Raw genomic sequence first — 24,759 nt, 5'->3', positions numbered from 1 at the left:
GGGACCCGGGCGCCCCGGCCCGACGGGGTGGTCGGGGCGGGGTGGTCGGGGCGGTGGGTCAGGTCGTGGGGCGGCGGGGGGCCATCCCGGCGGCGGTGTAGCAGGCGTCGACCAGCTCCATGGCCACCACGGCGTCGGCGGCGTCGGTGCGGAACGGGACACCGTCGTTCAGGTGCGCCGCCACGGCGGCCAGCTGGTAGGTGTACGAGGTCCTCGCCCCCAGGTGCTCCACCCGTTCGGCCCCGTCGACGCGGACCAGGAGGCGGTCGTCGAGCTGGGGTTTGATGAAGCAGGGGGCGCTCAACGAGCCGCGCTCGCCGACCACCTCGAGGCGGAAGTCGACGTCGGGGGCGACCATCGAGGAGCGGATCCGCCCGCTCACCCCGCCGCCGAGGTCGAGGTCGGCGTCCAACCACCCGTCGACCCCCGGGAACCGCTCCTCCCCGCGGGCCGAGAGCACCACGGGAATGGCGTGACCGCCCTCGACGTGCGCGGCGAGGTCACGGACGGCGTGCAGCGCGTAGCAGCCCACGTCCATCACCGACCCGCCGGCGAGCTCGGCGCTCCAGCGGGGGTCGTCGTCGTCGGGGGCCGGCATGTGCATGACCGCCTCGACCGAGACGAGCCCGCCCAGCTCCCCGGCGGCGAGGATCTCGTGGACGCGCAGCCAGAGCGGGTGGTGGGCGTGGTGGAAACCCTCGAGCAGGGCCCGACCGGTCTCGCGGGCCACGTCGTGCACCGCGCGGGCCTCGGCCGCGTCGGCCGCCGAGGGCTTCTCGGTCAGGACGTCCTTGCCCGCCCGCAGCGCGGCGACGTTCCACCGCCCGTGCAGACCGTTGGCCAGCGGGTTGTAGACGAGGTCGACCTCGGGATCGGCCAGGAGGGCGTCGTAGTCGGCCACGACCCGTTCCACGCCGTGCTCGGCGGCGAAGTCCCGCGCCCGCTCCTCGTCCCGGGCCGCCACCGCGACGAGCCGGTGCCCCAGCTCGTGGGCCGGGCCGACGACGGCGTCGGGGGTGATCCGGGCGGCGCCCAGCAGGCCGATCCTCAAGGGTTCGCTCACGCCGCGATCCTGCCCTACCGCACGGGGCCTCGGATCAGCGGGCGGACCGGGCGCTTCGGACCTATGTTCGACCGCATGAGCGAGCAGACGCCCCCGAACCCCACCCAGAACGCGGAGAAGGACCCCGAGACCTGGGTGACCGGTGACGAACCGATGACCGGGCCGCAGAAGAGCTACCTGGAGACCCTGGCCCGCGAGGCGGGCCAGGACCTGCCCGAGGAGATCACCAAGGCGCAGGCGTCCGAGCTGATCGACGAGCTGCAGCAGAAGACCGGTCGCGGCGCGTCCTGAGGTGCCCGTGACCTCCGCGACCCGGCTGGTCAGCGTGGTGGTCGACGCGGCCGACCCGCCCGCGCTCGCGCGCTGGTGGGCGCGCACGCTCGGGTGGCAGGTCTCCTACGAGGACGAGCACGAGTCCGACGTCGCCCCCGGCCCGGACGCCGGGCCGGGGATCGAACTCGTCTTCGTCCCCGTCGCCGACCCGAAGGCCGGTCCGAACCGGGTGCACCTGGACCTACCCTCGCCCGACGTCGCGGCGCAGCGGCGCCGGGTCGAGGACCTGCTGACGGCGGGGGCGGCCCGGGTCCCCGGACGGGAGCCGACGCCCTGGGACGTCCTCGCCGACCCGGAGGGCAACGAGTTCTGCGTGCTCGATCCCCGGCCCGGCTACGCGGGGACCGGGGCGGTCGCGGCCGTCGTCGTCCAGGCCCGCGATCCCCGGCGCCTGGGCGCGTTCTGGGTCGACGCCTCCGGGTGGGCCGGCGGATCCGTGCACGAAGGCGTCGTCGCGTTGCGGCAGGCCGGCACCGGTCCGTTCCTGGAGTTCGTCGCCTCCCCCGCCCCCACGCCGGGCAAGAACCGCTGGCACCTCGACCTGCGCGCGACGAGCGACGGCCCGGGACGCGCCGCCGCCCTGGCCGGACTGCTCGCCGCGGGCGCACGGACGGTCGACGTCGGCCAGGTCGGGAACGCCGAGGTCACCTGGGACGTGCTCGCCGACCCGGAGGACAACGAGTTCTGCCTGCTCCGCGGGACGGTCTGATCTCCGCGTCCCGGGGCTCAGGGGAGCAGCAGGAGTTTCCCGGTCGTCCGCCGTCCCTCGAGGTCCTCGTGGGCGCGACGGGCCTCGGCGAGCGCGTAGGTGTGCCCGATCCGGACGTCGAGGCGGCCCGCGGAGATCCAGCCGAAGACCTCCTCGGTGCGGGCGGCCAGCTCCGCGGGGTCGGTGGCGTACTGCACGAGCGAGGGGCGGGTCAGGAACAGCCCACCCTTGGCGTTGAGCGTCTGGACGTCGAAGGGCGGGACCTGCCCGCTTGACCCGCCGTAGAGGACCATGAGCCCGCGCGTGCGCAGCGCGTCGAGCGAGGCGTCGAAGGTGTCCTTGCCGACGCTGTCGTAGACGACGTCCACGCCGCGACCGTCGGTGAACTCCCGCGCCGCGGCGGGCACGTCGGCGTAGTCGACGACCCGCTCCGCCCCGGCGCCGCGGGCGAGGTCGGCCTTGGCCGGGGAGCAGGTGGCCAGCACCCTCGCCCCGCGCAGCACGAGCATCTGCGTGAGCAGCAGCCCGACCCCGCCGGCGGCGGCGTGGACCAGTGCCGCGGTGCCCCGGCCCGCCGCGTAGGTCGAGGTCGCCAGGTAGTGGGCCGTGAGCCCCTGCAGCATCACCGCGGCCGCCTGCCGCGCGTCGACCCCCTCGGGGACCGCGACGAGTTCGCGGGCGGGCACGACGACCTGCTCGGCGTAGCTGCCGGGGGCCTCCTTCCAGGCGACGAGCTGCCCGTCGGCGAAACCCGCGACCCCCTCCCCCGTCGACAGGACACGCCCGGCCCCCTCGGAACCGAGGATCGCGGGCAGCTGCAGCGGGTAGACCCCACCACGTCGGTAGGTGTCGATGAAGTTGACGCCCGCGGCCTCGACCGCGACCAGGACCTCCCCCGGCCCGGGCCGGGGCGGCTCGACGTCGACGACGGTGAGGACCTCCGGTCCTCCGGTCTCGGTGATCTGCACGGCGCGCACGACCCGATCCTGCCCTACGGCCCTCAGATCCACCCGAGCCGGCGGGCCTTGGCCACGGCCTCGTGCCGGTTGGCGACGCCGAGTTTCCCGCCGGCCGCCGACAGGTGGTTGCGCACGGTCCCCGGGGACAACGACACCTTGGCCGCGATCTCCTCGATCCCCGCCCCGCCCGCGGCGAGTTCCAGCACGTCGGACTCCCGGGGGGTCAACGGGCTCTGCCCCACCGCGATCGCGTCGGCGGCCAGTTCCGGGTCGACGTAGCGTCCGCCCGCGGCGACCGTCCGGACCGCGTCGGTCAGGGTGGTGCCCGAGGCCGTCTTCGGCAGGAACCCCCGCACCCCGACCTCCAGGGCCCGCCGGAGGTACCCCGGGCGGCCGTGGCTGGTCACGATCATCGTCCGGCAGGTCGGGACGTCGGCGTGCAGGGCCGCGGCGACGGTGAGCCCGTCGGCGCCGGGCATCTGCAGGTCGAGCACGGCCACGTCCGGCTCCTCCTTGCGCCCCATGGCGATCGCCTCCGGACCCGAGGCCGCCTGGGCGACCACCTCGATGTCGTCGGCCAGGTCCAGCAACCCGGCGACGGCCGACCGGACGAGGTTCTCGTCGTCGGCCAGCAGCACCCTGATCGGCGTCGTCATCGCAGCCCCTCCTGCATCGGGACGGTCGCCCGGAGCCGGAACTCACCGTCGACGACCTGGTGGTCGAGGGTTCCACCCAGGGGGTGCAACCGCTCGGCCAGCCCCGCCAACCCGGCCCCGGACAGACCCCGGGCCACCGGGGCGCGCACCCCGTCGTTGACCAGTTCCACCTGGACGGCCCCCGGACCGGTCGTGATGCGGATGTTCGCCCGGTTCGCCTCGGCGTGCCGGACGATGTTGGTGACGCCCTCCCGCACGACCCAGGCCACCGCCGAGCGCAGCTCCTCGGGGACGTCGTCGGCGGTCCCCTCGACGACCGCCCGGACCCCGGCGGAGCGCAGCAGCGCCACCGATCCGTCGAGCTCGGCGCCGAGCTGGACCCCGCGGTACCCGCGCACGACGGCCCGCACCTCCCGCAACGAGTCCTGGGCGATCCGCCGCACCTCCTCGGCCCGCTCGGCCGCCTCGGGGCGACCGCGCCGGGCCAGCTCGGCCGTCAGGTCGGCGGTCACGGCGATGGCGGACAGGTCGCGGCCGACCACGTCGTGCAGGTCGCGGGCGAAACGCAGGCGCTCCTCGGCGACGGCGAGCGCCGCCCGGTCCTGCTCGGCGCGGCGCAGCCGGCGCAGCACCTCGACGTACCAGATGCTGAAGCGCACCGAGAGGCCCACGGCGACGTTCACGAGGAGCAACGGGGCGACGGCCGCCACCGGGGTCCGGGAGCTGGCGAGCAGCGGTACGGCGATCGAGGCGAGCACGACGACCGCCAGCCACGTCCGCCACCGACCGGTGCTCGACGGGGCCACGGCCAGCGTGGTCGTGGTGGCCAGCAGCGGTCCGGCGAGCTGGGGGTCGGAACGGCCGGTCACGAGCAGGGCGGTGACGACGGCGAGCAGCGCGGCGGCGGCCACCGTGAGCACCAACCACCGCTCGGGCGGCCGGGACAGCACCCTGCGGTCCACGATCATCGCCACGGCCACGGCCTGGGCGGTCAGCACCACCGCGAACGGGACGAGCGAGACGCCGGTCCGGTTCTCGGCGAGCCCGACCAGGACCAGCAGCGGCAGCACGATGAACGCGGGCAGCAGGCTCGCCCGGGTGATGAGCACCACCCGGGCGAGGTCGTCGAGCTGGAACCACCGCATCCGCCTCAGCCTCGCAGCTGCCGGGGCGAGCATCAGCCGCGGGCCGACCAGCGGAACCGCGAGGCGACCAGGGCCAGCGCGACGACGGCCCAGGCCAGCACCGTCCCGACCGCACCGACGAGGTCGTAGGCCACGACGTCGCCGCTCCAGCCGGCGCGCAGGAGTTCCAGCACCGGGGCCAGCGGGGTCAGTTCGAGGACGGCCGCCAGACCGGTCGGCAGGACCTCGAGCGGGACGGCCAATCCGGCGCCCAGGACGCAGACGGCCACCAGCGGCAGGTTGGTGATCTGCGCCGACTCGACGCTGCGGGTCCAGATGGCGGTGGCCAGACCCAGGGCGGAGAAGACGACGCAGCCGGCCACGACCCCGAGCAGCACCAGCAGCGGCTGCGCGGGAAGCGGCAGGTCGATCACCGAGCGCCCCAGTCCGACCAGCAGCACCGTGGTGATCCCGGTGACGAGCACCGCCGGTGCGCACAGGGCGGCCAGGACCTGGCCGTCGCGGGCCTCACCGCTGCGCAACCGCAGCAGGACCCCTTCCTCGCGCCGGGCGACCGCGGTGGAGAGAACCGTGTAGTAGACGACGAACAGCAGCTGCGCTCCGAAGAGCATGCTGACCGCGGCCGCGATCCCGTCGGGGCCGCCGAGCCGGTCCCCGCCGACCGCGCGCAGCAGCGCGACGAGGCCGACGGGGAGCAGGACGGCGGAGAAGCTCAGTGCGCGGTTCCGTCTCAGCAGCACGGTCTCGGCGCGGACCAGGGAGATCATCGGGCTCAGGGCGGTGCTCATGCCGCCACCTCCATCGGGTTCTCGTTCTCGGACCGGGCGACGTCGAGGAACGCGGTCTCCAGCGAGGCCGGGGTCGCCCGGAGTTCGGGGAGGACCAGGTCCTGCGCGGCGGCCCAGGTCAGGACCGTGGACAGGCTGCGTTGCAACGTGGTCGTCCGGACGGTGACGTGCCGGTCGTCGACCGCGACGCAGTCGTGGCCGAGCAGCTCGGGTGGTGGCGCACCCGCCGAGACCCCCCAGCGGATCTCCGCGTCGTGGTCGGCGACGATCTCGGCCACCGTGCCCTCGGCGGCGATCCGACCGGCGTGCATGATCGCGAGGCGGTCGGAGAGTTCCTCGGCCTCCTCCAGATGGTGCGTCGTGAGCAGCACCGCGGTGCCGGTCGCGACGAGGCCGCGGATGAGGTCCCAGATCCGGCGACGGCTCTCGGCGTCGAGGCCGGTGGTGGGTTCGTCGAGGAGCAGCAGGTCGGGCTCGCCCAGCAGGGCCAGGCCGACGTCGAGGCGGCGACGCTCTCCGCCGGAGAGGCTCGCGACGGCCACGTCGAGGCGGTGGGTGAGGCCGACCACCTGCAGGATGTCGGTCAGCGGCCGCGGGGCGGTCAGCGTCCCCGCCCACATCGCCCCGGCCTCGGCGACGGTCAACCCGCCCGGAAGTCCCCCGGACTGCAGGACGGTGCCGATGCGCGGGCGAATGGTCCGGCGGCCGCGCACCGGGTCCTCCCCCAGCACCCGGACGGTCCCGGCGTCGGCCCGGGCCAGCCCGGCGACGACGTCGATGGTCGACGTCTTCCCGGCCCCGTTCGTGCCGAGCAGGCCGAAGACCTCCCCGCGGCGGACGGTGAAACTGACCCCGGCGACGGCGGTCGTCCATCGCGCGGTGCCGTTGGGCGCCCGGCCGAGCCGGTAGCGACGTTCGAGGTCGGCGACCTCGACGGCCAGTTCCTCACGTGTGGAGTCCATGACGGAAAGCCTGCCGCGACAACGGTTCCCGACCCCGTGCCGACCGTCATCGATCCGGTCGGGTTCCGCACGGGTCGGCCGTGAGGAACGTCATGGGTCGCCCCCGGGGGGGTCGGACCGGCGAGCTGCTCGGGGCCGCGGGAACGCCTAGCGGGTGGCCACGGCGACCTCGGCGGCGTCGGTGAGCCTCAGCAGTTCCTCGACGCTGGTCGGGAAGACCGAGTGTGGGGTCCCCGCTGCGGCCCAGACGATCCGGTGCTCACGCAAGGCGGTGTCGAGCAGGGTGCGGACGGGGGCGGGGTGCCCCACGGGCGCCACCCCGCCGATCGCCTGGCCCGTGGCGGCGCGCACCTCGGCGGGCGTGGCCCGACGCAGCCCGGTGACCCCGGCACCGGCGGCGAGCAGGTCGAGGTCGACCCGGTGCCGACCGCTGGTGAGGACCAGGAGGGGGCCGGCGTCGGTGGTGAAGACGAGGCTGTTGGCGATGGCGCCGACGGGCACGCCGAGGCTCGCCGCGGCCTCGGCCGCGGTCCGGGCCGAGGCGTCGAGCCACCGCACCGCGGTGGAGATCCCGGCCGCGGCCAGGGCGTCGGCCACCCGGCGCGAGGTCGCCGGCAACGGCGTCGCGGCCAGGAGGGCCCGCACCTCCTCGGCCACGATCGGCAGCTCGGTGAAGCCCTCCCGGTCGAGGAAGTGCCGGCCCCCGGGGACCACCCGGACGGGGGCCGCGAGGCGCTCGGCGAGGACGTCGCTGGCGGCGGGCGGGACCACCGGGTCGTCGTCGGAGCGGATCACGACGATCCGCCCCCGGGCGCGGGCCCGGGCGAGGCCGCCCAGCGCGCCGGTCAGCCCGGCCCCGACGAAACCGTCGAGCTCGGGGATCTCCGGCAGCGGATCGGCGAACCCGGCGAGCAGGACCAGTCCCGCGACCTCCGCCTCCGCGGGTCGGGCGGCGAGGTAGCGGGCCGCGGTGATGCTGCCCAGGCTGTGGCCCACCAGCACGGTCCGCTCGTCGGGCTCGCCCACCGTCGCGGCCACGGCCTCGTCCCACGCCGTCGCGTCGGGCGAGCCGGAGTCGGGCAGCTCGACCACCCGCACCTCGGCGAGGGGCGCGAGCTCGGCCCGCAACCAGTCGAACCAGTGGCTGCGAGGGTTCGCGCCGTAGCCGTGGACGACGACGACGCGGGCCGGGGTGCTGGTCACGACCGGGACTCTACGACCGGGACTCTACGACCGGGACTCTCGGACCTGCCTCAGAGCAGCAGGTCCGAGACGCCCGCCACCGTCCGCCAGGCCGGGACGCCCCCCTCGGCCGCGGCCACCGGGGCCAGGACCGGGAGCCGGTCGGCCGCGACCGACGGGCCGAGGTCGAGCGCGGTCAGGGCGGCCACGTCGGCGACCGGGACCTGGAAGGTCCGGAAGGCCCCCAGGGGCGGCACCTGCTCGGCCGAGGCGCGGGCGACCTCCTCGACCAGGGGTGTCTGGTCGAGGACGAACCCCACGGCGGCCAGGGCGGGCTCGGGCTCGCCCACCGGGGTGCGGGTCAGGTAGGCGGCGACCTTGAAGAACCGGCGCGGGATGCGCACCCCGCGGTACTCCGGGTCGTCCTCGGCGAACACCGGCCCGGTGACCACGACCATCCGCTGGTCGTAGCGGCGGGCGTAGTCGAGCACGTGGTCCTCCAGCCCCAGCCACAGCTCCAGGGACTGGTTGAAGCGGGAGTGCTGCGGCGCGGCGTTGGTGTAGCTGAACGTGTCCGCGTTGGCCGCCCGGGCGACGTCGGGCTCACCCCACACCGGGTCCCGCCGGCGCACCAGGTGCCCGCGGTCGAGCTCGTTGCGGGCGTAGAGCTCGTTGCCCGCCTGGGCGTCGGTCGGCAGCCGCGGGTCGAGGAACCACCCGTCGCCGCCCCGTTCGACGTCGCGCAGCGCGCCCCCGTCGACGGCCACGACGGTGGCCGCGGCCAGCCGACGGTCAGGTCGGTGGACGACCGAGAAGTGGGTGTAGGGCAGGACCACGACCTCGGCCCCGTCGGTGGGCAGCGGGACCGGGAGCAGCGGCCCGGGGGCCAGGAAGCGCGGGTCGTAGCCGGCCCGTCCGTCCAGGCGGGCCGAGGAGCCGGGGGTGTCGTCCGTCGAGGTCATGCGCCCACCCTGCCCCCCACCTCCGACACGGTCCGGACGGCGCGCCCCGCGCCGCGCCCGGGGCGCCGATGCGCTTCAGTGGAGCCGTGACTGAGGGTGTTCAGGTGGAACGGGCTGTCATCGGCCTGCCGGTGCCCCCGGCCGTCGCGCCCCAGCGCGGGCTGGAGAACACCCTCGAGCACCTCGTCGCGGCCGCCGACGAGGCCGCGGCGGGCGGGGTCCCGACCCTGGTGGTGGTCGCCGCCACCGCCGCCGGTGCGGTCGGCGAGACCGAACGGCTGCTCGCGCACTGGGCCCCGCTCGTCGCCCTCGTCGACGACGTCGCCCTGGTCGGCAGCCTGCACCCGGGACCCGCCCTCGCGGCCGCCGACGCCCTGGTCGCCGACCCGGCCACCACGCTGCTGCTGACCACGGTCTCGGGGGTCCGGGTGCACCCCACCTGGGTCCTCGACCACGTCCGCCACCACCGCGGCGGCGCCCTGGCCAGCACCGCCCCGGTGCGTCCCCGGACGGCCCCCTCCGTGGCCCGTCAGCTGTCCCTGGACCGGGGTCCGGACCCGGACCCCCACCCGGTCGCGTCGAACCTGGCCGTGCGCGCCTCGCTCTACCGCGAGGCCGGGCCGGACCCGGCGTCCTGGCCGTTGCAGTTCGCGCTGACGCCCGTGGTGGAACTGGCGGTCGTCATTCCCCGCGTCCGCTCCGCAGGTCCTCGCTGAGGATCGCGGTCAGCTCCTGCCGGCAGCGCTCCAGGGCGTCGCCGACGCGGCGGACGTCGCCCGGCCGACCGGCCATCCGGATCTGCTGCATCGTCATCATGATCTGCTTGACCTGACGCGCCACCTCGTGGGCGTCGCCGTCCTCGCCCTGGAACTCCGGGGACTCCCACGGGGCCGGACCGGAGTGGTGCTCGGCGACGTGCCGGCGCCCCTCCTCGGTGAGCGTGAACTGCTTGGCGTCGCTCGGGTCGGCACTCACCAACCCCTCGTCCTGCAACTGCTGCAGGGTCGGGTAGACCGAACCCGGACTGGGCTTCCAGGCCCCGTTGCTGCGGGCCTCCACCTCGCTGATGATGCGGTAGCCGTTGCTCGGCCCCTCGGCCAGCAGGACCAGCACGGCGGCCCGCACGTCACCGCGGGGTCGACGCCCGCGCCCCCGGCCGCCGAAGGGACCGAACCCCGGGTCGAAACCGGGGCCGAAACCGGGGCCGAAACCCGGGCCGCCCTCGCCGAAGGGACCCCGCCCCCGGCCTCCGCGGCCCGGACCACCGGGGCCACCGGGGCCGCGCCCGGCCGCGCGGTACCCCCCGCCGAACCGGTCGGGGCCGGCCTGACCGCCGAACCCGGGGAAAGCGCCGAACCCGGGGAACCCGGGGTTGCGTCGGCGGCGGCCCCGGCCGGGGCCCTGTTCTTCTCGATCGTCGTCGCGCACGGTGCGCCTCTTCTCTCCTGTCGATCGCCGCGACCATCGCGACGACACGTCAACGATATATCGGTGACGTGTCGGTGACAAGAGGTCAGAGGACCGGGGGAACGCTCCACCGGGAGAGGACCGGCCGCCCGTGCTCGCGCCCCAACTCGCCCCAGGTCCCGGCGTCGAGCGCGAAGTGCTGCCCCGCACGGGGTTCCAGCCCGAGCCAGGTCGCGGTGAGGATGCGCAGGAGGTGCCCGTGGGCGACCAGCACCACGACGCCCGCCTCGGACTCCCCCTCCCCCCGCAGCAGCGACGTCGCCCGGTGCAGCACCCGCCCGGCCCTCTCGGCGACGGCCTCGACGGTCTCGCCCGGGGTGGCGCCCGGACCCACCCCGTCCGCCCACACCGACCACTCCCGCCCCCGCTCGGCCGAGAGCTCCGTCGTGGTCCGCCCCTCGGCGTCGCCGTAGTCCCACTCGGCGAGGTCCTCGCAGACCTCGGTGGCGGCCAGACCGGCGAGCTCCGCGGTCCGTCGCGCGCGATGGCGGGGACTGACCAGCACCGCGCGGGGGGCGAGGTCGGCGAAGACGGGTCGCAGCGCGGCCGCCTGGCGCTCCCCGGTGGGGGTGAGCGGGATGTCGGTGGTGCCGGTGTGCCGGCCCGCGACGCTCCATTCCGTCTGGCCGTGCCGCACGACGTAGATGCTCATCCGCGGACCGTACGCTCCCGCCCGACGGAGATCGGGACCTGTGGTGGGATGACGCCATGGACACCCCCTTCGACGACGTGCTCACCGCCAATGCGCGCTACGCCGAGACCTTCGTCGATCCCGGTCGCCCCGGGATCGCGGGCAAGGGCCTGGCCGTGCTGACCTGCATGGACTCCCGCATCGACCCCCTCGGTCTGCTCGGGCTGGAGAAGGGCGACGCGAAGATCCTCCGCAACGCCGGCGCCCGCGTCACCGACGACGTCCTCCGCACGCTCGTCCTGGCCAGCTACCTGCTGGGGGTGGACCGCGTCCTGGTGCTGGGGCACAGCGACTGCGGCATGACCAAGAACTCCGACCGCGACGTGCACGAGAAGGTGGCCGCCCGCGGGATCGACGCCCGCAGCATCGAGTTCCGCACGATCGCCGACCAGCGGGCCACCCTGCTGGCCGACGTCCAGAAGGTCCGCTCCTGGCCGTTCCTGCCCCCGGAGACCCCGGTCGCGGGCGGCATCTACGACGTCCGGACCGGGCGCATCGACCTGGTCTGCGACCACGACCAGCCGGCCACCGAGCTCGATCTGGCGCGACCCGAGGCCGGCTGACCGCGGGACGCTCCCCGTGCCGGGCCCGATCCAGTCCGTCGAACGGGCGGCCGCGATGCTGCGGCTGCTCGCGGCGGCGCCCGGCGCCCTCGGGGTGGTCGAGATCGGGCACGCGCTCGGCCTGGCCACCACCACGACGCACGGCCTGCTGCGCACCCTCGTCGACGTGGGCTTCGTGGTGCAGGACGAGCACGGCGACTACACGACCGGCCCGGGGTTGCGTGAGCTCGGGCGACCCCGCGTCGGGGCCGACGACCTGCGCGCCCACGCGGTCAACTGGGCCGACTCCCTGGCCGTGCGCACGGGGCAGGAGGTGCGCCTCGCCGTGCTGAGCGAGGGGCGGGCCCTGGTGGTGCACCACGTCTTCCGACCGGACGACTCCGAGCAGGAGCTGCAGGTCGGGGTCTCGCTGCCCGCGCACGCCTGCGCGCTCGGCAAGGTGCTCCTCGCCGCGGCCGTGCTGGCCCGCCCCCGGGGCCGGCTGACCGGGCTCACCCGACGCACCATCACCGACCCCGCGGTGCTGCGGCGCACCCTGGCCGCAGTCCGCGAGCAGGGCTGGGCCGTCGACGTCGAGGAGCTGCGCCCCGACCGGGCCGGGATCGCCGCCCCCGTGCGCGACCGCGGGGGGCTGGTCGTCGGCGCCCTCGGCATCGAGGGCGCGGTCGACGACCTCGTCGACATCGTGGACGCCCGGACCCGCCCCCGCCCCGGCCTGGTGAGCGCGGTCCGGGCGGCCGCCCGGTCGGTCTCCCTCGGCCTGGGCCTGCGTCCCCCGAGGGCCTCGTGAGCGTGCGCCCAGAGCACCGCGGGTACGTCGTCGCCCTCGACCAGGGCACGACGTCGACGCGCTGCATCCTGTTCGACCACGCGGGTCGGCTGGTCGCGGTGGCCCAGCGCGAGCACCGGCAGTTCTTCCCCCGGCCCGGCTGGGTCGAGCACGACGCCCGCGAGATCTGGCGGTCGGTCGTGAAACTGGTCCCCGAGGCGATGGCCCAGGTCGACGCCGACCCCAGCGACATCGTCGCCCTCGGCATCGCCAACCAGCGCGAGACCACCCTCGCCTGGGACCGCCGGACCGGAGAACCCGTCGGGCGCGCCATCGTCTGGCAGGACACCCGGACCGCGGACCTCGTCGCCGACATCGCGGCCGCCGAGGGCGGGCCCGAACGGTTCGTCGACGTGTGCGGGTTGCCGCTCTCCAGCTACTTCGCCGGGCCCCGGATGCGGTGGCTGCTGGAGAACGTGCCGGGGTTGCGGGCCCGGGCCGAGCGCGGCGACATCCTCTTCGGCACGATCGACTCCTGGCTGGTGTGGAACCTCACCGGGGGCGCCTCCGGCGGGGTCCACGTCACCGACGTCACCAACGCCAGCCGGACCATGCTGATGGACCTGCGCACGCTGCGGTGGAGCCCGGAGATGCTGGAGGTGTTCGGGATCCCGCCGGCCACCCTGCCGGAGATCCGCTCCTCCTCGGAGGTCTACGGCCTCGCCCGGTCGGTCGTCCCGGGCGCCCGGATCGCCGCGGCGCTCGGCGACCAGCAGGCCGCCCTGTTCGGCCAGACCGGGTTCGACCCCGGCGAGGCCAAGTGCACCTACGGGACCGGCGCGTTCCTGCTCATGAACACCGGGCAGGAACTCATCCGGTCAACCCACGGACTGATCACGACGGTCGCGCACCGGATCGGCGACGCCGAGCCCACCTACGCGCTGGAGGGGTCCATCGCGGTGACCGGTTCGCTCGTGCAGTGGTTGCGCGACAACCTGGGGCTGATCGCCACCGCCCCCGAGGTGGAGTCGCTGGCCCGCTCGGTCCCCGACAACGGCGGTTGCTACCTGGTGCCCGCGTTCAGCGGTCTGTACGCCCCGCACTGGCGGCCCGAGGCCCGCGGGATCCTGGTCGGGCTCACGTCGTTCGTCACCAAGGGCCATCTCGCCCGGGCCGCCCTGGAGGCGACCGCCTGGCAGACCCGGGAGGTCGTCGAGGCCGTCGGTGCCGACGCCGGGTTGTCGCTGACCGCGCTGCGCGTCGACGGCGGGATGACCTCGAACAACCTGCTCATGCAGACGATCGCCGACGTGCTGGACGTCCCCGTGGTGCGGCCGATGGTCTCGGAGACCGTGTCCCTCGGGGCGGCCTACGCGGCCGGGCTCACGGTCGGGTTCTGGTCCGACACCGCCGCCCTGCGGCGCCGCTGGCACCGGGCCGGGCAGTGGGAACCGGCCATGGACGCCGCGGCCCGCGACCGCGGCTGGACCGACTGGCAGGAGGCGGTGCGGCGCACGTTCGGGTGGATCCGCCCCGACCCGCCGGGCGTCGCGTCCTCGTGAGGGGGCGACGCCCGGCGCGGCCGCGATCAGCCCAGGTCGCGCTCCGCCGCGGCGAGGGCGGCGAACTCCTCGTCGGGAGAGTTCGCCACCAGCCGGTGCCGGCTCCACAGCCCGAAGTAGGCCATGAACCCCAGGAAGACGACCAGGCACCAGAGAGCCGCGGTGCTGTCGACCAGGAACGTCGCGACGACCGCGAGGACCCCGACCACCAGGGCGAAACCGGTCGTGGCGACGCCGCCCGGGGTCCGGTAGGGCCGGGGCATCTCCGGTTCGCGGACCCGCAGCACGATGTGGCTGATCATCATCAGGACGTAGCTCAGAGCGGCTCCGAACACGGCCATGTTCAGCAGCAGGGCCCCCTGCCCGGTCAGCGACAGCACGAACCCGATCGCCCCCGGCACGAGCAGCGCCAGGGTCGGGGTCTTGCGGCGGTTGGTGACCGAGAGCACCTTGGGCAGGTACCCGGCCCGGGAGAGCGCGAACAGCTGACGGGAGTAGGCGTAGATGATCGAGAAGAAGCTGGCGACGAGACCGGCCAGACCGATGTAGTTCACGACGGTCGCCGCCGTGCCCGTCCCGAGGGCCTCGACCAGCGGGTTGCCCGAGTCCGACATCTCCTCGGCCCCGCCCGCCCCGGTGACGAGCACCAGGGTCAGGGCGCAGGTGCCGAGCAGCACGAGGATCGCCGCGATGATCCCGCGGGGCACGTTCCGCTCGGGGTTCGCGGTCTCCTCGGCGGCCAGCGGAACACCCTCGACGGCCAGGAAGAACCAGATCGCGAACGGGATCGCCGACCACACGCCGAGGTAGCCGAAGGGCAGGAGTTCCGAGGCCCCGGCCGCGTCGGTGGGGGTGATGTTCGTGAGGTTGGCGGGGTCGAACTGCCCGAGGGCGGCCAGCCCGAACACGATCAGCCCGATGAGGGCGACCGTCGTCACCGCGAACATGACCTTGAGCGCCTCGCCCACCCCGATCAGGTGGATGCCGATGAAGAGCACGTAGGCCGCGAGGTAGACCCACCAGCCGTCGGTGATGCCGAACAACCCCAGGGACTCGACGTAGGCCCCGATGAACGTCGCGATGGCCGCCGGGGCGATCGCGTACTCGATGAGGATCGCCGTCCCGGTGGCGAACCCGCCCCACGGACCGAGCGCCCGGCGGGCGAAGGTGTACCCGCCCCCGGCGGCGGGCAGGGCCGAGGACAGCTCGGCCATGCCGAGCACCATCGCCAGGTACATCCCGGCCACGACGACGCTGGCGATGGCCAGGCCGCCGAAGCCGCCCTCGGCCAGTCCGAAGTTCCAGCCCGAGTAGTCCCCGGAGATGACGTAGCTGACCCCGAGCCCGGCCAGCAGCAGCCAGCCGGCCGACCCGGACCGGAGCTGCCGCCGTTCCAGGTAGGCGTCGGACTCCACCCGTTCCTGCACACCCCGACCGGGGTTCGAACCCTTCGACACCTGACGCCTCCTCGATGATGGGGTGGATCGTGCTGAGGTCGGCCCGCCGGTCAGCGACCGGCGGCGGCCTCGACCAGCCCCCGGAACAGCCCGACGTCGTCGACCAGTTCCGGGTGCCACTGGATGCCGACCACGAACGGTGCGCCGTCGTGGTCGCGGGGTCGTTCCATCGCCTCCAGGGTCCCGTCGGCGGCCCAGGCCACCGCACGGAAACCCGGGTGCGAGCGCACGGCCTGGTGGTGGTGGCAGTTCACGTCCAGGCTGGGCGTCGCGAGCAGGGCGCCCACGACGCTGTCCGGCTCGACGCGGACGGAGACCGTCCCGAACGCGGCCCCACCCGGGTCGTGCCCGTCGTGGGACACGTCGTCGGGCAGGTGCTGGACGAGTTCCCCGCCGGCGTGGACGGCCATCATCTGCATCCCGCGGCAGACGCCGAGCCGGGGCAGCGAGCGTTCGGCCGCCGCGTCCAGCACGGCCAGCTCCCAGGCGTCGCGGTCGGCCCGGGACGTCCCCGTCCGGGCGTGCCGGGTCGCGCCGTAGCGGGCCGGGTCGATGTCGGGACCGCCGGCGACGACGACCCCGTCCAGACGGGCCAGCACCTCGCGCGCGGACTCCAGGAACGGCGCCGACGCGGGCAGCAGCACCGGGACCGCCCCGGCCAGCCGGACGGCGTCGGCGTAGTTCGCCGGGAGCAGGTCCGCGCGTTCGGACCAGACCCCCCAGGAGGCGTCCTCCTGGTAGCTGGTGATGCCGATGACCGGACGGGGCATCAGACGGGCGTCACGTAGGCGGCGGAGATGCCGCCGTCGACGAGGAAGGTCGAGGCGGTGATGAAGCTGGCGTCGTCGGAGGCCAGGAACAGCACGGCCGCGGCCAGCTCGGAGGGTTCGGCGAACCGGCCCATCGGCACGTGGACGAGGCGGCGCGCGGCGCGTTCGGGGTCGGAGGCGAACAGCTCCTGCAGCAGCGGGGTGTTCACCGGCCCGGGGCACAGCGCGTTGACCCGCACCCCCTGCCGGGCGAACTGCACGCCGAGCTCACGGCTCATCGAGAGCACCCCGCCCTTGGAGGCGGAGTAGGAGATCTGGCTGGTGGCCGCCCCCATCACGGCGACGAACGAGGCCGTGTTGATGATCGACCCCCGCCCCTGCTCCAGCATGTAGGGCAGCGCCGCCTTGCAGCACAGGTAGACGCTGGTGAGGTTGACCTCCTGCACCCGGCGCCACGCGTCGAGGTCGGTGTCCAGGATCGAGTCGTCCTCGGGCGGACTGATCCCCGCGTTGTTGAACGCGACGTCGACCGAGCCGTAGGCGGTCTTGGCCGTGGCGAAGAGGTGGTCGACCTGGTCCTTGTCGGTCACATCGACCCGGACGAACGTCGCGACCCCGGCCCCGCCGAGCTCCTCGACGACCCGGGCCCCGGCCGCGGTGTCGATGTCGCCGATGACGACGCGGGCGCCCTCCTCGACGAAACGGCGCACCGTCGCCAACCCGATCCCGGAACAGCCTCCGGTCACGACCGCGACCCGGTTCTCGAGCCTGCCTGCCATGGTGGTTCTCCCTAGCTCGTTGCTGATCAGTCGTTGCTGATGAAGACGTTCTTCTCCTCGGTGAAGGAGTTCGGGGCGTCGGGCCCGAGCTCCCTGCCGAGGCCGGACTGCTTGAACCCGCCGAACGGGGTCCAGTAGCGCACCGCCGAGTGCGAGTTGACGCTGAGGTTGCCCGACTCCACGCCCCGGGCGACCCGCAGGGCCCGCCCCACGTCGCGGGTGAAGATGGACCCGGACAGGCCGTACTCGCTGTCGTTGGCCAGGGCGATCGCCTCGGCCTCGTCGGTGAAGGGCAGCACGGCCACGACGGGGCCGAAGACCTCCTCCCGCCACAGCGGGTCGGCCGTCCCCTTCGGCAGCACGACGGTCGGCGGCACCCAGAACCCGTCGAGGTCGGGGACGCTGCCCCGGGCGGCGACGTCGGCCCCCTCCAGGTAACCGAGGACCCGGTCGCGCTGGCGGGCCGAGACCAGCGGACCCATCTCCGAGTCCGGGTCGGTGTTCGGGTCGGTGACCCGCAACGCCGTCACGGCTCGCTCCAGACCGGCCAGGAACTCGTCGTAGACGCTGCGCTGCACCAGGATGCGCGACCGGGCGCAGCAGTCCTGCCCGGCGTTGTCGAACACGGCGTACGGGGCGGTGGCCGCCGCCCGCTCGACGTCGGCGTCGGCGAAGACGATGTTCGCGCTCTTGCCCCCGAGCTCCAGGGTGACCCGCTTGACCTGCTCGGCGCAGCCGGCCATGACCTGCTTGCCGACCTGCGTCGACCCGGTGAACACGACCTTGCGGACCGCGGGGTGGGTCACGAACCGCGCACCGACCACGGAACCGGCGCCGGGCAGGACGGTGAAGACCCCCTCGGGCAGGCCCGCCGCGCGTCCCAGCTCGGCCAGCCGCAGCGCGGTGAGCGGGGTCAGCTCGGCCGGTTTCAGCACCACGGTGTTGCCCGCGGCCAGGGCCGGGGCGAAACCCCAGGCCGCGATGGGCATGGGGAAGTTCCAGGGGACGATGATCCCGACGACCCCGAGCGGTTCCCGGAACGTGATGTCGACGCCCCCGGGGACCGGGATCTGCCGACCGAACAACCGCTCGGGTGCGGCGGAGTAGTAGGTGAGGCAGTCGGCGACGTTGCCGGCCTCCCACCGGGCGTTGCCCCGGGTGTGCCCGGCGTTGCGGACCTCCAGCTCGGCGAGCTCCTCGACGTGCTCCTCGACCAGCGCCGCGAACCGGCGCAGCAGGCGGGCCCGGTCGGCCGGGGCGACGGTGCGCCAGGTGGTGAAGGCCCGGGCCGCCGCCTCGATCGCGGCGTCGGTCTCCGCCTCGTCGGCGAGGTGCACCTCGGTGACCGGTCGCGCGGTCGAGGGGTCCAGGACGGTGTACAGGATGACCTCCGGGGGTGGGGTGGGACGGTTCAGAGTCGTTCGAAGCCGCGGCGACGTTCCCAGTCGGTGACCGCGGCGCCGAAGGCCTTCAGCTCGACGTCGGCGTTGTTGACGTAGTGGTCCACCACGGCGTCGCCGAAGCAGGCGCGGGCCACGGCCGAGGCGGCGAACCGCTCCCGGGCCTGCGCCAACGTGGTCGGGACGAGCTCGTGACCGCTGGTGTAGGCGTTGCCGGTGACCGGTTCGGGCAGCGGCAGGCTCTGCTCGATCCCGTGCAGCCCCCCGGCCAGCATCGCCGCGAGGGCGAGGTAGGGGTTGGCGTCCCCGCCGGGCACGCGATTCTCCATCCGCGCCCCCGCCCCCCGCCCGACCAGCCGGACGGCGCAGGTGCGGTTGTCCTCACCCCAGGCGATCGCCGTCGGGGCGAACGACCCGTCGGCGAAGCGCTTGTAGGAGTTGACGTTCGGGGCGTAGAGCAGGGTGAAGTCGGCCAGCGTCGCCAGGACCCCGGCCACGAAGGAGTCGTAGAGCGGGGTGCGGGCCCCGTCCTCCCAGAACACCGTGGACCCGTCCTGGCCGCGCAGGCTCAGGTGGATGTGGCAGGAGTTGCCCTCCCGCTCGTCGAACTTGGCCATGAAGGTCAGCGACTTCCCGTGCTGGGCCGCGATCTCCTTGGCCACCGTCTTGTAGACGGCGTGGTTGTCGGCGGTGACCAGGGCGTCGTTGAAGAGGAAGCCGATCTCGTGCTGGCCGCGGTTGCACTCCCCCTTGGCGCACTCGACGTCGAGCCCGGCCGCGTACATGGTGTTGCGGATGTCGCGGAGCAGGGGTTCGACCCGGGTGGTGCCGAGGATCGAGTAGTCGATGTTGTACTGGTTGGCCGGGACGAGCTGCTGGTAGTTCGCCAGGCTCGCCGCCTCGTAGGTGTCCTCGAAGACGATGAACTCCAGCTCGGTCCCGGCCAGGGCGTCCCACCCCCCGGCCGCGGCCCGCTCCAGCTGCGCCTTGAGGACGGTTCGCGGGCTGGGGGCGACCGGCGAGTGGTCGGGCCAGACGAGGTCGCACTGGATCATCGCCGTGGCCGGCAGGTGGGTCAGCAACCGGATCGTGTCCAGGTCGAGGACGAACTCCATGTCCCCGTACCCCCGCTCCCAGGAGGTGATGGCGTAGCCGGGCACGGTGTTCATCTCGACGTCGACACCGAGCAGGTAGTTGCACCCCTCAGTCCCGTGGTCGAGGACGACGTCGCGGAAGTAGGCGCCGTGGAAACGTTTGCCCTGCAACCGTCCCTGCATGTCGGTGAAGGCGACCACGACGGTGTCCACGTCCCCGGAGTCGATGAGCTCGACGAGCCGGGTGACCTCCAGGTGGCGGTCGTTGCGCATTGCGTCTCCCTCGGTCCGGGGTTCGTGGTCAGTCGAGCAGGCCGCGCAGCAGCGCGGCGGTGTCGTCGCAGTGCTCCTCCATCGCCCGCCGGGCCCGCGGGCCGTCCCCGTCGAGGACGGCCCGGTAGACCCGGGCGTGCTGGGCGTCGGAGTGGTGGATGTTGCGGTCCAGGACGGGGATGCCTCCGAGCATCTCGTGCAGGTCGGCCTGCACCGAGGTCACCGCCTCGATCGTCCGGGCGGAACCGGTGAGCGCGGCGAGGGTCAGGTGGAAGCGGGAGTCGGCCTGGCGGTGGGTCGCCGCGGTGCCCGCCTGCTCCACCGCGCTCCACGCCTGCGCGAACCGCTCGCGCTGGACCGGTCCCAGCGAACGGGTCGCCGCGAGCTGTGCCGCACCGGGTTCGACGATGCGACGGAACTCCAGGGTGTCGGCCCAGGCCTGGCGCCGGGCGGCGAGCTGACGCGCGGTGGTGCGGGCCGGCAGCGCGGGCCGGGAGGTGACGACGGTGCCCCCGCCCCGCCCCCGACGCGTCTCGACCATGCCCGCGGTGCGCAGCGCGGCGATCGCCTCGCGCAACGTGGTGCGGGCCACGCCCATCCGGGTGGCGAGTTCGCGTTCCGGAGGCAGCACCGAACCGCGGGGGTAGACGCCGAGCCGGATCGCCGTACCCAGCTGCTCGACGCAGGCCTCGAAGGCGTGCTGGCCCCGGACCGGGTGCAGGACGAGTTCACCGAGGTCACCCTCGGTGCTCGTCCCGCCCGCGTCCGCCGCGATCATGCGCCGAATACTGCTGAGCCCGGGTCCGCGCTGTCAATGGTCGGAGCACAAACCTTTTGGGCGTCGGAGCGCGACCGCCGGGCCGGGGAAACGGGCGACAAAGCGTGCGGCGTCGGGCAGGGTGTGCGCATGCAGGCGGTCGCGACGCCCCGGGAGGATCGGTGGTGGTCCCCCCGGTGGTCGGGGCTCGGACTCGGGGTGGTGGGCGTCCTCGCCGCCGTCAACGTGGGCGGCACCCTGGTCGACGACGGGGCACCGGCGGCCACCAACATCGCGGGAGCTCTGGCCCTGGCCCCGGCACTGACCGGTGCCGGTGCGGGGTGGCGACCGACCCTGCTCGTCGCCACTATCGCCCTGCTGACCACCGCGGTCCTGGTGCGCGTGGACGAGGTGGCGACCCTCTTCGCCTGGGTGCGCATCGTGGTCGTCGCCTCGGCCGGGGTCCTCGCCACGCTGGTCGCGCGGCACCGCACGCGGCAGCGAGCCCTGCTGGAGGACCGGCGGGAGGCAGCGGAGATCCTGCAGTCCGCCCTCCTCACCGAACTCGCCGAACCCGAGGACCTCGACCTCGCCGCCCGCTACGTCCCGGCCGGCGTCGGCGACCGCGTCGGCGGGGACTGGTACGACGCCATCGTCGACCGGGACGGGAACACCACCGTCATCATCGGCGACGTGGTGGGCCACGACCTGCGCGCGGCCGCCGCGATGGGTCAGTTGCGTGGGTTGCTCCGCGCCTACGCCGTCGAGGGCGGTCAGCTCCCCTCCCACCTGCTGAGCCGGGCCGAGTGGGCCTTGCAGCGGTTGAACCTCGACATCATGGCCACCGCGGTCGTGGCCCGCGTGCACGAGGTGGACGGGGCCCGGCAGTTGTGGGTCTCCCGGGCCGGCCACCCCCCACCGGCGCTGCTGCGACCCGACGGTTCCGCCGTCGTGCTGGAGACGCCGGGCGACCTGCCCCTCGGCCTGGGGTTGGGCCCGGACCTGCTCGACCGGCACGACGAGCTGGTCGACTTCCCGGACGGCTCGATGCTGCTCCTCTACACCGACGGCCTCGTCGAACGCCGCGACGGAAGCCTGCACGAGCAGACGCAGGAGCTGCTGCAGGCGCTGCGACGCGACGGCAGTCAGCCGGTCGACGCTGCACTGGACCGCATCATCGCCGACCTCGGCCCGACCGGTGACGACGACGTCGCCGTCCTGGCCGTGCAGACCCGACCGCGACCGGTCAGCCGGTGACGCGCCCGACGTCACGGAACCCGTCGGCGACACCCTGCAGTTTCGCCCGGTAGGTCGACCACCATCCCTCGTCCCCCGGGGGGAGGTTCGGCGCGGTCAGTCGTAGCCCCGCCTGCCCGTCGAGCAGTTCCCGGAGCACATCCGCGTGACCGGCGTGCCGGTGGGTCTCCGTCGACACGTGCACGAGGATCCGGTGCAGGGTCACCGATCGCGTCTCCGGGCGCCACCACGGCACCTCTCCCCGGTCGGACAGCGACAGCGCCTCGATCGTGGCGTCGCTGTGCGAGCAGACGCGGCGGTACAGGTCGACCACCTCGTCGCGGGACTCCTCCTCGGTGGCCCACATGTCGGCGTTGTCCTCGGCCTCGTCGGCCATCCACGGCATCGCTTCGGGGAAAGGCCGGCCGAAGACCTCCCCGAAGTACCCGCCCTCCACCACGGCCAGGTGCTTGGGTCTGCCCCCGGTCTGCAGAAGGTCACGCTCTGCCCTTGGCGGATAGGCGCGATCATCGCGGCGGTACTGGTCCTGCACCACCTCGAGCACGACCGGACGACGTGACGGAACGTGACGATCACGCCGCTACTGAGAATTGCTCACGAACCCCTGTAGAGGCCCAAGCAAAATCATTCGTCTTCCTCCATTACGACTTTCGAGATTTGCTCCAGATCACATAGGATCGTCTATCCAGGTGACAAGCAATGCTCTTCCAGTGTCACTTTTCAGAACATTCATGCTGCCAGCGGCGCCGCTGGAGGGATCAATGGGCGAGCCCGACTTATGAAAGAGAGATCGCTTCTCGCGAAGCTCGTCCAAGCGGAGCGTCTCGTGAAGGTCACGGTCCGCGAGATCTTGCTCCAAGAGAGGGATCGTACCCTTTAATGCCTTCTTCAGATCTGCAGATGACGGTTCTCCGCGAACCGCAAAAAGGGCTGACCCCCCGGGTGCGGCTGCAACTTTCATGAATTCTACCCAGATCCATCCAGCTCCATCCAAAATTACCGACCTCCCCGATAGATATGAACCGTTGGGGTGAGTCCCCTGGAGTGGTGTAACTCGGCCGGCCCTGGCTGACCGGACACGGCGTGTCCAGGACGCGAGTGAGGGCCACCGCGTGAAGCTCTGCGAGTACCCGCCAAGGAACTCGTAGAAGAAGGATCAACGCGATGGCCCTCATGGACCAGTCTGCCCTGTCCGACCTGTCCGATGCACTGACCACCGCCGATGACGGCCAGCTGATGCGCCGGATCCTGCAAGGAGCCCTGCAAGCCCTCATCGACGCTGAGGCCGAAGCTCACATCGGCGCCGGCCTGCACGAGCGCACTGCCGCCCGCACGACCCACCGCAACGGCACCCGCGACCGGCTGGTGGCCACCACCGCCGGCGACCTGAACGTGAAGATCCCCAAGACCCGCACCGGGTCCTTCTTCCCGACCTTGCTGCACCCGCGCCGCCGCATCGACCGGGCCCTGCACGCGGTGGTGATGGAGGCCTACGTCCACGGCGTCTCCACCCGCAAGGTCGACGACCTCGTCGAGGCCCTGGGCGTGGACTCTGGCATCTCCAAGTCCGAGGTCTCGCGGATCTGCGCCGACCTGGACGGCGAGGTCGAAGCGTTCCGCACCCGCCCCCTGGACGCGCAGGCCACGCCGTACGTGTTCTTGGACGCGACGTACTGCAAGGCCCGCATCCGCGGCCGGGTCGTGTCCCAGGCCGTCGTGATCGCCACTGGCGTGACCGCCGATGGTCATCGGGAAGTGCTGGGCTGCAATGTTGACGTCAGAGTGGGGGATGCTGAGACGCTGGACTTCTGGAAGACCTTCCTGGGCTCGTTGCGCGACCGGGGTCTGCACGGGGTGCAGCTGGTCATCTCCGATCAGCACCGCGGACTGGTCTCCGCGATCGAGCAGACGATGGCCGGCGCGTCCTGGCAGCGGTGCCGGGTGCACTTCATGCGCAACGTGCTGTCCACGGTCGCCAAGGGGCAGTCCGACGCGGTCGCGGCGATGATCCGCACCATCTTCGTCCAGCCCTGCGCCGATGCTGTCGGCGAGCAGGTCCGGGTCGTCGCCGACAGCTTGCGGGCCACGTTCCCGGCCGTCGCGGCGATGCTCGGTGAGGCCGGCCCCGACGTCACCGCGTTCGCGGTCTTCCCCGTGTCGCACTGGAAGAAGATCTGGTCGACGAATCCGCTGGAACGCCTCAACCGGGAAGTGAAGCGCCGCACCGACGTCGTCGGCATCTTCCCCAACGCCCAAGCCCTGCTGCGCCTGGCGGGTTGCGTCTTGATCGAGGCCCACGATGAGTGGCAGTCCGGGCAGCGGCGCTACCTGTCGGAGTCCTCGATGGCGCTGTTGACCCCGCCGGAGCCGACCGTCCTGCCGGCGCCCGCGCTGCGCGCGGACACCGACCCCAGCGCCGCACTCGACACGACCACCGCGCTCACGGCATAGTCCGAATCCGCAGCGCTTCGCGCGTGCAGAGTTACACCACTCCCGGGGACGTCATCAACCGTTGTCTTCCTTGGATACTTGCGAGTACCACCCTTGTCTACGTGGACTACGTGACCCGGCTGCTTGCACGACTTCCGAAGACGACACTTTGGACCGCCGCCCTGAGCTTCGGCCCGAGCAGCGGCGCGGGCCGCCTGCGGTGAGTCGTGATAGACCTTCGTCTCGATTTTTCGGGTGGGATCGCGCTTTGGGTTATCTGTTGCCTTCTTCTTGCGCCGTTGGTAAACCTGGTACCCGAGGTAGGCTGTCCCGCCAATGACGACAGGCCCAAGGACCGCCCAACCAACTGGGTTCCAGAAGTTGGCGCCGCCTAGCGCTAGAGCCGGAGCGAAAAGAACGGCATACTTGCCGTCCAAGTCTACCTGGTTGATTGGGTCTTAGGATAGACGTATGCATTGGCGTTCCCCCCCTTTGCGGGGTCGGTGGTCAGGAAACGCGCTGTCATGGGGTTGTACAGTCGAGCACCCATGAGGGTCAGGCCTGCACGAGCCTCGGTGGACCGTTGTTTCGCGCCAAGGTAGCCGTAGCGCGCATCGGGTCCTGAGTTCCTTCCGGGCTCACTGGACCACTCCCATAATCGAAGAGTCATCTAACCGGCTACAGCTTGTACCTTTCAATGGTCTTCTTGAGCGCCTCCCCGGTAAGCCAAG

26 protein-coding genes are annotated in these 24,759 nt (G+C 73.0%); 8 read left to right on the top strand and 18 right to left on the bottom strand.

Annotated elements, in window-relative coordinates; all coding sequences use genetic code 11:
• Positions 1-58: 58 nt before the first annotated feature.
• Positions 59-1,063, bottom strand: coding sequence for a Gfo/Idh/MocA family protein (locus tag ACFFKU_RS17500; RefSeq protein ID WP_380139993.1), 1,005 nt, complete (start codon positions 1,061-1,063; stop codon positions 59-61).
• A gap of 75 nt (positions 1,064-1,138) precedes the next feature.
• On the opposite strand from ACFFKU_RS17500, the gene ACFFKU_RS17495 reads away from it, so the two are divergent.
• Together ACFFKU_RS17495 and ACFFKU_RS17490 are read left to right on the top strand one after the other, a co-directional pair.
• Positions 1,139-1,354, top strand: coding sequence for a DUF3072 domain-containing protein (locus ACFFKU_RS17495; RefSeq protein WP_380139991.1), 216 nt, complete (start codon positions 1,139-1,141; stop codon positions 1,352-1,354).
• 7 nt (positions 1,355-1,361) lie between these two features.
• The gene (locus ACFFKU_RS17490) at positions 1,362-2,105 is read left to right on the top strand and encodes a VOC family protein (protein ID WP_380139989.1); all 744 of its coding nucleotides are present in this window, start codon (positions 1,362-1,364) and stop codon (positions 2,103-2,105) included.
• 17 nt (positions 2,106-2,122) lie between these two features.
• Here the strand turns inward: ACFFKU_RS17490 and ACFFKU_RS17485 are convergent, their stop codons facing one another.
• From ACFFKU_RS17485 to ACFFKU_RS17455, 7 genes are all read right to left on the bottom strand, one after another.
• Complete coding sequence (locus ACFFKU_RS17485; RefSeq protein ID WP_380139987.1) at positions 2,123-3,082, bottom strand: quinone oxidoreductase family protein; 960 nt, start codon at positions 3,080-3,082, stop codon at positions 2,123-2,125.
• A gap of 23 nt (positions 3,083-3,105) precedes the next feature.
• The gene (locus tag ACFFKU_RS17480; protein WP_380139985.1) at positions 3,106-3,720 is read right to left on the bottom strand and encodes a response regulator; all 615 of its coding nucleotides are present in this window, start codon (positions 3,718-3,720) and stop codon (positions 3,106-3,108) included.
• Positions 3,717-4,865 (bottom strand): sensor histidine kinase, encoded by a 1,149-nt coding sequence (locus tag ACFFKU_RS17475; RefSeq protein WP_380139983.1) that lies wholly within the window; start codon positions 4,863-4,865, stop codon positions 3,717-3,719. The genes ACFFKU_RS17480 and ACFFKU_RS17475 overlap by 4 nt, the downstream gene beginning before the upstream one ends.
• A gap of 32 nt (positions 4,866-4,897) precedes the next feature.
• Positions 4,898-5,653: an ABC transporter permease gene (locus ACFFKU_RS17470; RefSeq protein ID WP_380139981.1), complete on the bottom strand. Its 756-nt coding sequence runs from the start codon at positions 5,651-5,653 to the stop codon at positions 4,898-4,900.
• Positions 5,650-6,615 carry an ABC transporter ATP-binding protein gene (locus ACFFKU_RS17465; RefSeq protein ID WP_380139979.1) on the bottom strand — a complete coding sequence of 322 codons (966 nt, stop codon included), beginning with the start codon at positions 6,613-6,615 and terminating at the stop codon, positions 5,650-5,652. The genes ACFFKU_RS17470 and ACFFKU_RS17465 overlap by 4 nt, the downstream gene beginning before the upstream one ends.
• A 147-nt stretch (positions 6,616-6,762) precedes the next feature.
• Entirely contained in the window at positions 6,763-7,818 is a 1,056-nt protein-coding gene (locus ACFFKU_RS17460; protein ID WP_380139977.1) for a YbaK/EbsC family protein, read from the bottom strand.
• Between the two features lie 50 nt (positions 7,819-7,868).
• Positions 7,869-8,759, bottom strand: coding sequence for a DNA/RNA non-specific endonuclease (locus tag ACFFKU_RS17455; RefSeq protein WP_380139975.1), 891 nt, complete (start codon positions 8,757-8,759; stop codon positions 7,869-7,871).
• Positions 8,760-8,863: 104 nt separating this feature from the next.
• Between ACFFKU_RS17455 and ACFFKU_RS17450 the strand changes: the two genes are divergently transcribed.
• A complete protein-coding gene (locus ACFFKU_RS17450) occupies positions 8,864-9,475 on the top strand; it encodes a hypothetical protein (protein ID WP_380139973.1) in 612 nt (203 codons plus the stop codon).
• On the opposite strand, the gene ACFFKU_RS17445 is transcribed toward ACFFKU_RS17450, so the two are convergent.
• Positions 9,441-10,187 carry a PadR family transcriptional regulator gene (locus ACFFKU_RS17445; RefSeq protein ID WP_380139971.1) on the bottom strand — a complete coding sequence of 249 codons (747 nt, stop codon included), beginning with the start codon at positions 10,185-10,187 and terminating at the stop codon, positions 9,441-9,443. The two genes, ACFFKU_RS17450 and ACFFKU_RS17445, sit on opposite strands and share 35 nt — an antisense overlap.
• An 85-nt stretch (positions 10,188-10,272) precedes the next feature.
• Positions 10,273-10,878, bottom strand: a complete 606-nt coding sequence (locus ACFFKU_RS17440; RefSeq protein ID WP_380139969.1) for a histidine phosphatase family protein — start codon at positions 10,876-10,878, stop codon at positions 10,273-10,275.
• A gap of 56 nt (positions 10,879-10,934) precedes the next feature.
• On the opposite strand from ACFFKU_RS17440, the gene ACFFKU_RS17435 reads away from it, so the two are divergent.
• The 3 genes from ACFFKU_RS17435 to glpK are packed head-to-tail and all read left to right on the top strand — an operon-like array spanning position 10,935 to position 13,811.
• Positions 10,935-11,480, top strand: coding sequence for a beta-class carbonic anhydrase (locus ACFFKU_RS17435; RefSeq protein WP_380139968.1), 546 nt, complete (start codon positions 10,935-10,937; stop codon positions 11,478-11,480).
• 16 nt (positions 11,481-11,496) lie between these two features.
• Positions 11,497-12,270 (top strand): IclR family transcriptional regulator, encoded by a 774-nt coding sequence (locus tag ACFFKU_RS17430; RefSeq protein ID WP_380139966.1) that lies wholly within the window; start codon positions 11,497-11,499, stop codon positions 12,268-12,270.
• Positions 12,271-12,272: 2 nt separating this feature from the next.
• Positions 12,273-13,811, top strand: a complete 1,539-nt coding sequence (gene glpK / locus ACFFKU_RS17425; protein WP_380140283.1) for a glycerol kinase GlpK — start codon at positions 12,273-12,275, stop codon at positions 13,809-13,811.
• A gap of 26 nt (positions 13,812-13,837) precedes the next feature.
• Here the strand turns inward: glpK and eat are convergent, their stop codons facing one another.
• From eat to ACFFKU_RS17395, 6 genes are read right to left on the bottom strand one after another with little or no spacing between them, the layout of a single operon-like run.
• Positions 13,838-15,268: an ethanolamine permease gene (gene eat / locus ACFFKU_RS17420; RefSeq protein ID WP_380139964.1), complete on the bottom strand. Its 1,431-nt coding sequence runs from the start codon at positions 15,266-15,268 to the stop codon at positions 13,838-13,840.
• A gap of 50 nt (positions 15,269-15,318) precedes the next feature.
• A complete protein-coding gene (locus tag ACFFKU_RS17415; RefSeq protein WP_380139962.1) occupies positions 15,319-16,038 on the bottom strand; it encodes a gamma-glutamyl-gamma-aminobutyrate hydrolase family protein in 720 nt (239 codons plus the stop codon).
• Positions 16,038-16,817, bottom strand: coding sequence for a 3-oxoacyl-ACP reductase (locus ACFFKU_RS17410; RefSeq protein ID WP_380139960.1), 780 nt, complete (start codon positions 16,815-16,817; stop codon positions 16,038-16,040). The genes ACFFKU_RS17415 and ACFFKU_RS17410 overlap by 1 nt, the downstream gene beginning before the upstream one ends.
• 26 nt (positions 16,818-16,843) lie before the next feature.
• On the bottom strand, positions 16,844-18,187 hold the full coding sequence (locus ACFFKU_RS17405) for an aldehyde dehydrogenase family protein (RefSeq protein WP_380140282.1): 1,344 nt from the start codon (positions 18,185-18,187) through the stop codon (positions 16,844-16,846).
• Between the two features lie 41 nt (positions 18,188-18,228).
• Positions 18,229-19,584 carry a glutamine synthetase family protein gene (locus ACFFKU_RS17400; protein WP_380139958.1) on the bottom strand — a complete coding sequence of 452 codons (1,356 nt, stop codon included), beginning with the start codon at positions 19,582-19,584 and terminating at the stop codon, positions 18,229-18,231.
• Between the two features lie 28 nt (positions 19,585-19,612).
• The gene (locus ACFFKU_RS17395; protein ID WP_380139957.1) at positions 19,613-20,362 is read right to left on the bottom strand and encodes a FadR/GntR family transcriptional regulator; all 750 of its coding nucleotides are present in this window, start codon (positions 20,360-20,362) and stop codon (positions 19,613-19,615) included.
• 129 nt (positions 20,363-20,491) lie between these two features.
• On the opposite strand from ACFFKU_RS17395, the gene ACFFKU_RS17390 reads away from it, so the two are divergent.
• A complete protein-coding gene (locus ACFFKU_RS17390; protein WP_380139955.1) occupies positions 20,492-21,598 on the top strand; it encodes a PP2C family protein-serine/threonine phosphatase in 1,107 nt (368 codons plus the stop codon).
• Here ACFFKU_RS17390 and ACFFKU_RS17385 read toward each other — a convergent pair.
• Positions 21,588-22,037, bottom strand: coding sequence for a mycothiol transferase (locus tag ACFFKU_RS17385; RefSeq protein WP_380139954.1), 450 nt, complete (start codon positions 22,035-22,037; stop codon positions 21,588-21,590). The two genes, ACFFKU_RS17390 and ACFFKU_RS17385, sit on opposite strands and share 11 nt — an antisense overlap.
• 725 nt (positions 22,038-22,762) lie before the next feature.
• Between ACFFKU_RS17385 and ACFFKU_RS17380 the strand changes: the two genes are divergently transcribed.
• Positions 22,763-24,049: an IS256 family transposase gene (locus tag ACFFKU_RS17380; RefSeq protein ID WP_380139952.1), complete on the top strand. Its 1,287-nt coding sequence runs from the start codon at positions 22,763-22,765 to the stop codon at positions 24,047-24,049.
• Positions 24,050-24,467: 418 nt separating this feature from the next.
• On the opposite strand, the gene ACFFKU_RS17375 is transcribed toward ACFFKU_RS17380, so the two are convergent.
• Positions 24,468-24,698 (bottom strand): RHS repeat-associated core domain-containing protein, encoded by a 231-nt coding sequence (locus ACFFKU_RS17375; protein ID WP_380139950.1) that lies wholly within the window; start codon positions 24,696-24,698, stop codon positions 24,468-24,470.
• Positions 24,699-24,759 lie beyond the last annotated feature (61 nt).

Source organism: Kineococcus gynurae (assembly GCF_042433995.1).
In the GTDB taxonomy this organism is placed as follows: domain Bacteria; phylum Actinomycetota; class Actinomycetes; order Actinomycetales; family Kineococcaceae; genus Kineococcus; species Kineococcus gynurae.
The sequence above is the reverse complement of the archived record's forward strand: the minus strand, read 5'-3'. Positions and strand labels throughout refer to the sequence as shown.

What these genes read in the sequence shown, in the direction of transcription:
- ACFFKU_RS17495 (WP_380139991.1), top strand. Translation starts at nt 1,139, where the DNA reads ATGAGCGAGCAGACGCCCCCGAACCCCACCCAGAACGCGGAGAAGGAC.
- ACFFKU_RS17480 (WP_380139985.1), bottom strand. Translation starts at nt 3,720, where the DNA reads ATGACGACGCCGATCAGGGTGCTGCTGGCCGACGACGAGAACCTCGTC.
- ACFFKU_RS17475 (WP_380139983.1), bottom strand. Translation starts at nt 4,865, where the DNA reads ATGCGGTGGTTCCAGCTCGACGACCTCGCCCGGGTGGTGCTCATCACC.
- ACFFKU_RS17470 (WP_380139981.1), bottom strand. Translation starts at nt 5,653, where the DNA reads ATGAGCACCGCCCTGAGCCCGATGATCTCCCTGGTCCGCGCCGAGACC.
- ACFFKU_RS17465 (WP_380139979.1), bottom strand. Translation starts at nt 6,615, where the DNA reads ATGGACTCCACACGTGAGGAACTGGCCGTCGAGGTCGCCGACCTCGAA.
- ACFFKU_RS17455 (WP_380139975.1), bottom strand. Translation starts at nt 8,759, where the DNA reads ATGACCTCGACGGACGACACCCCCGGCTCCTCGGCCCGCCTGGACGGA.
- ACFFKU_RS17440 (WP_380139969.1), bottom strand. Translation starts at nt 10,878, where the DNA reads ATGAGCATCTACGTCGTGCGGCACGGCCAGACGGAATGGAGCGTCGCG.
- ACFFKU_RS17435 (WP_380139968.1), top strand. Translation starts at nt 10,935, where the DNA reads ATGGACACCCCCTTCGACGACGTGCTCACCGCCAATGCGCGCTACGCC.
- ACFFKU_RS17415 (WP_380139962.1), bottom strand. Translation starts at nt 16,038, where the DNA reads ATGCCCCGTCCGGTCATCGGCATCACCAGCTACCAGGAGGACGCCTCC.
- ACFFKU_RS17410 (WP_380139960.1), bottom strand. Translation starts at nt 16,817, where the DNA reads ATGGCAGGCAGGCTCGAGAACCGGGTCGCGGTCGTGACCGGAGGCTGT.
- ACFFKU_RS17400 (WP_380139958.1), bottom strand. Translation starts at nt 19,584, where the DNA reads ATGCGCAACGACCGCCACCTGGAGGTCACCCGGCTCGTCGAGCTCATC.
- ACFFKU_RS17395 (WP_380139957.1), bottom strand. Translation starts at nt 20,362, where the DNA reads ATGATCGCGGCGGACGCGGGCGGGACGAGCACCGAGGGTGACCTCGGT.
- ACFFKU_RS17390 (WP_380139955.1), top strand. Translation starts at nt 20,492, where the DNA reads ATGCAGGCGGTCGCGACGCCCCGGGAGGATCGGTGGTGGTCCCCCCGG.
- ACFFKU_RS17380 (WP_380139952.1), top strand. Translation starts at nt 22,763, where the DNA reads ATGGCCCTCATGGACCAGTCTGCCCTGTCCGACCTGTCCGATGCACTG.
- ACFFKU_RS17375 (WP_380139950.1), bottom strand. Translation starts at nt 24,698, where the DNA reads ATGACTCTTCGATTATGGGAGTGGTCCAGTGAGCCCGGAAGGAACTCA.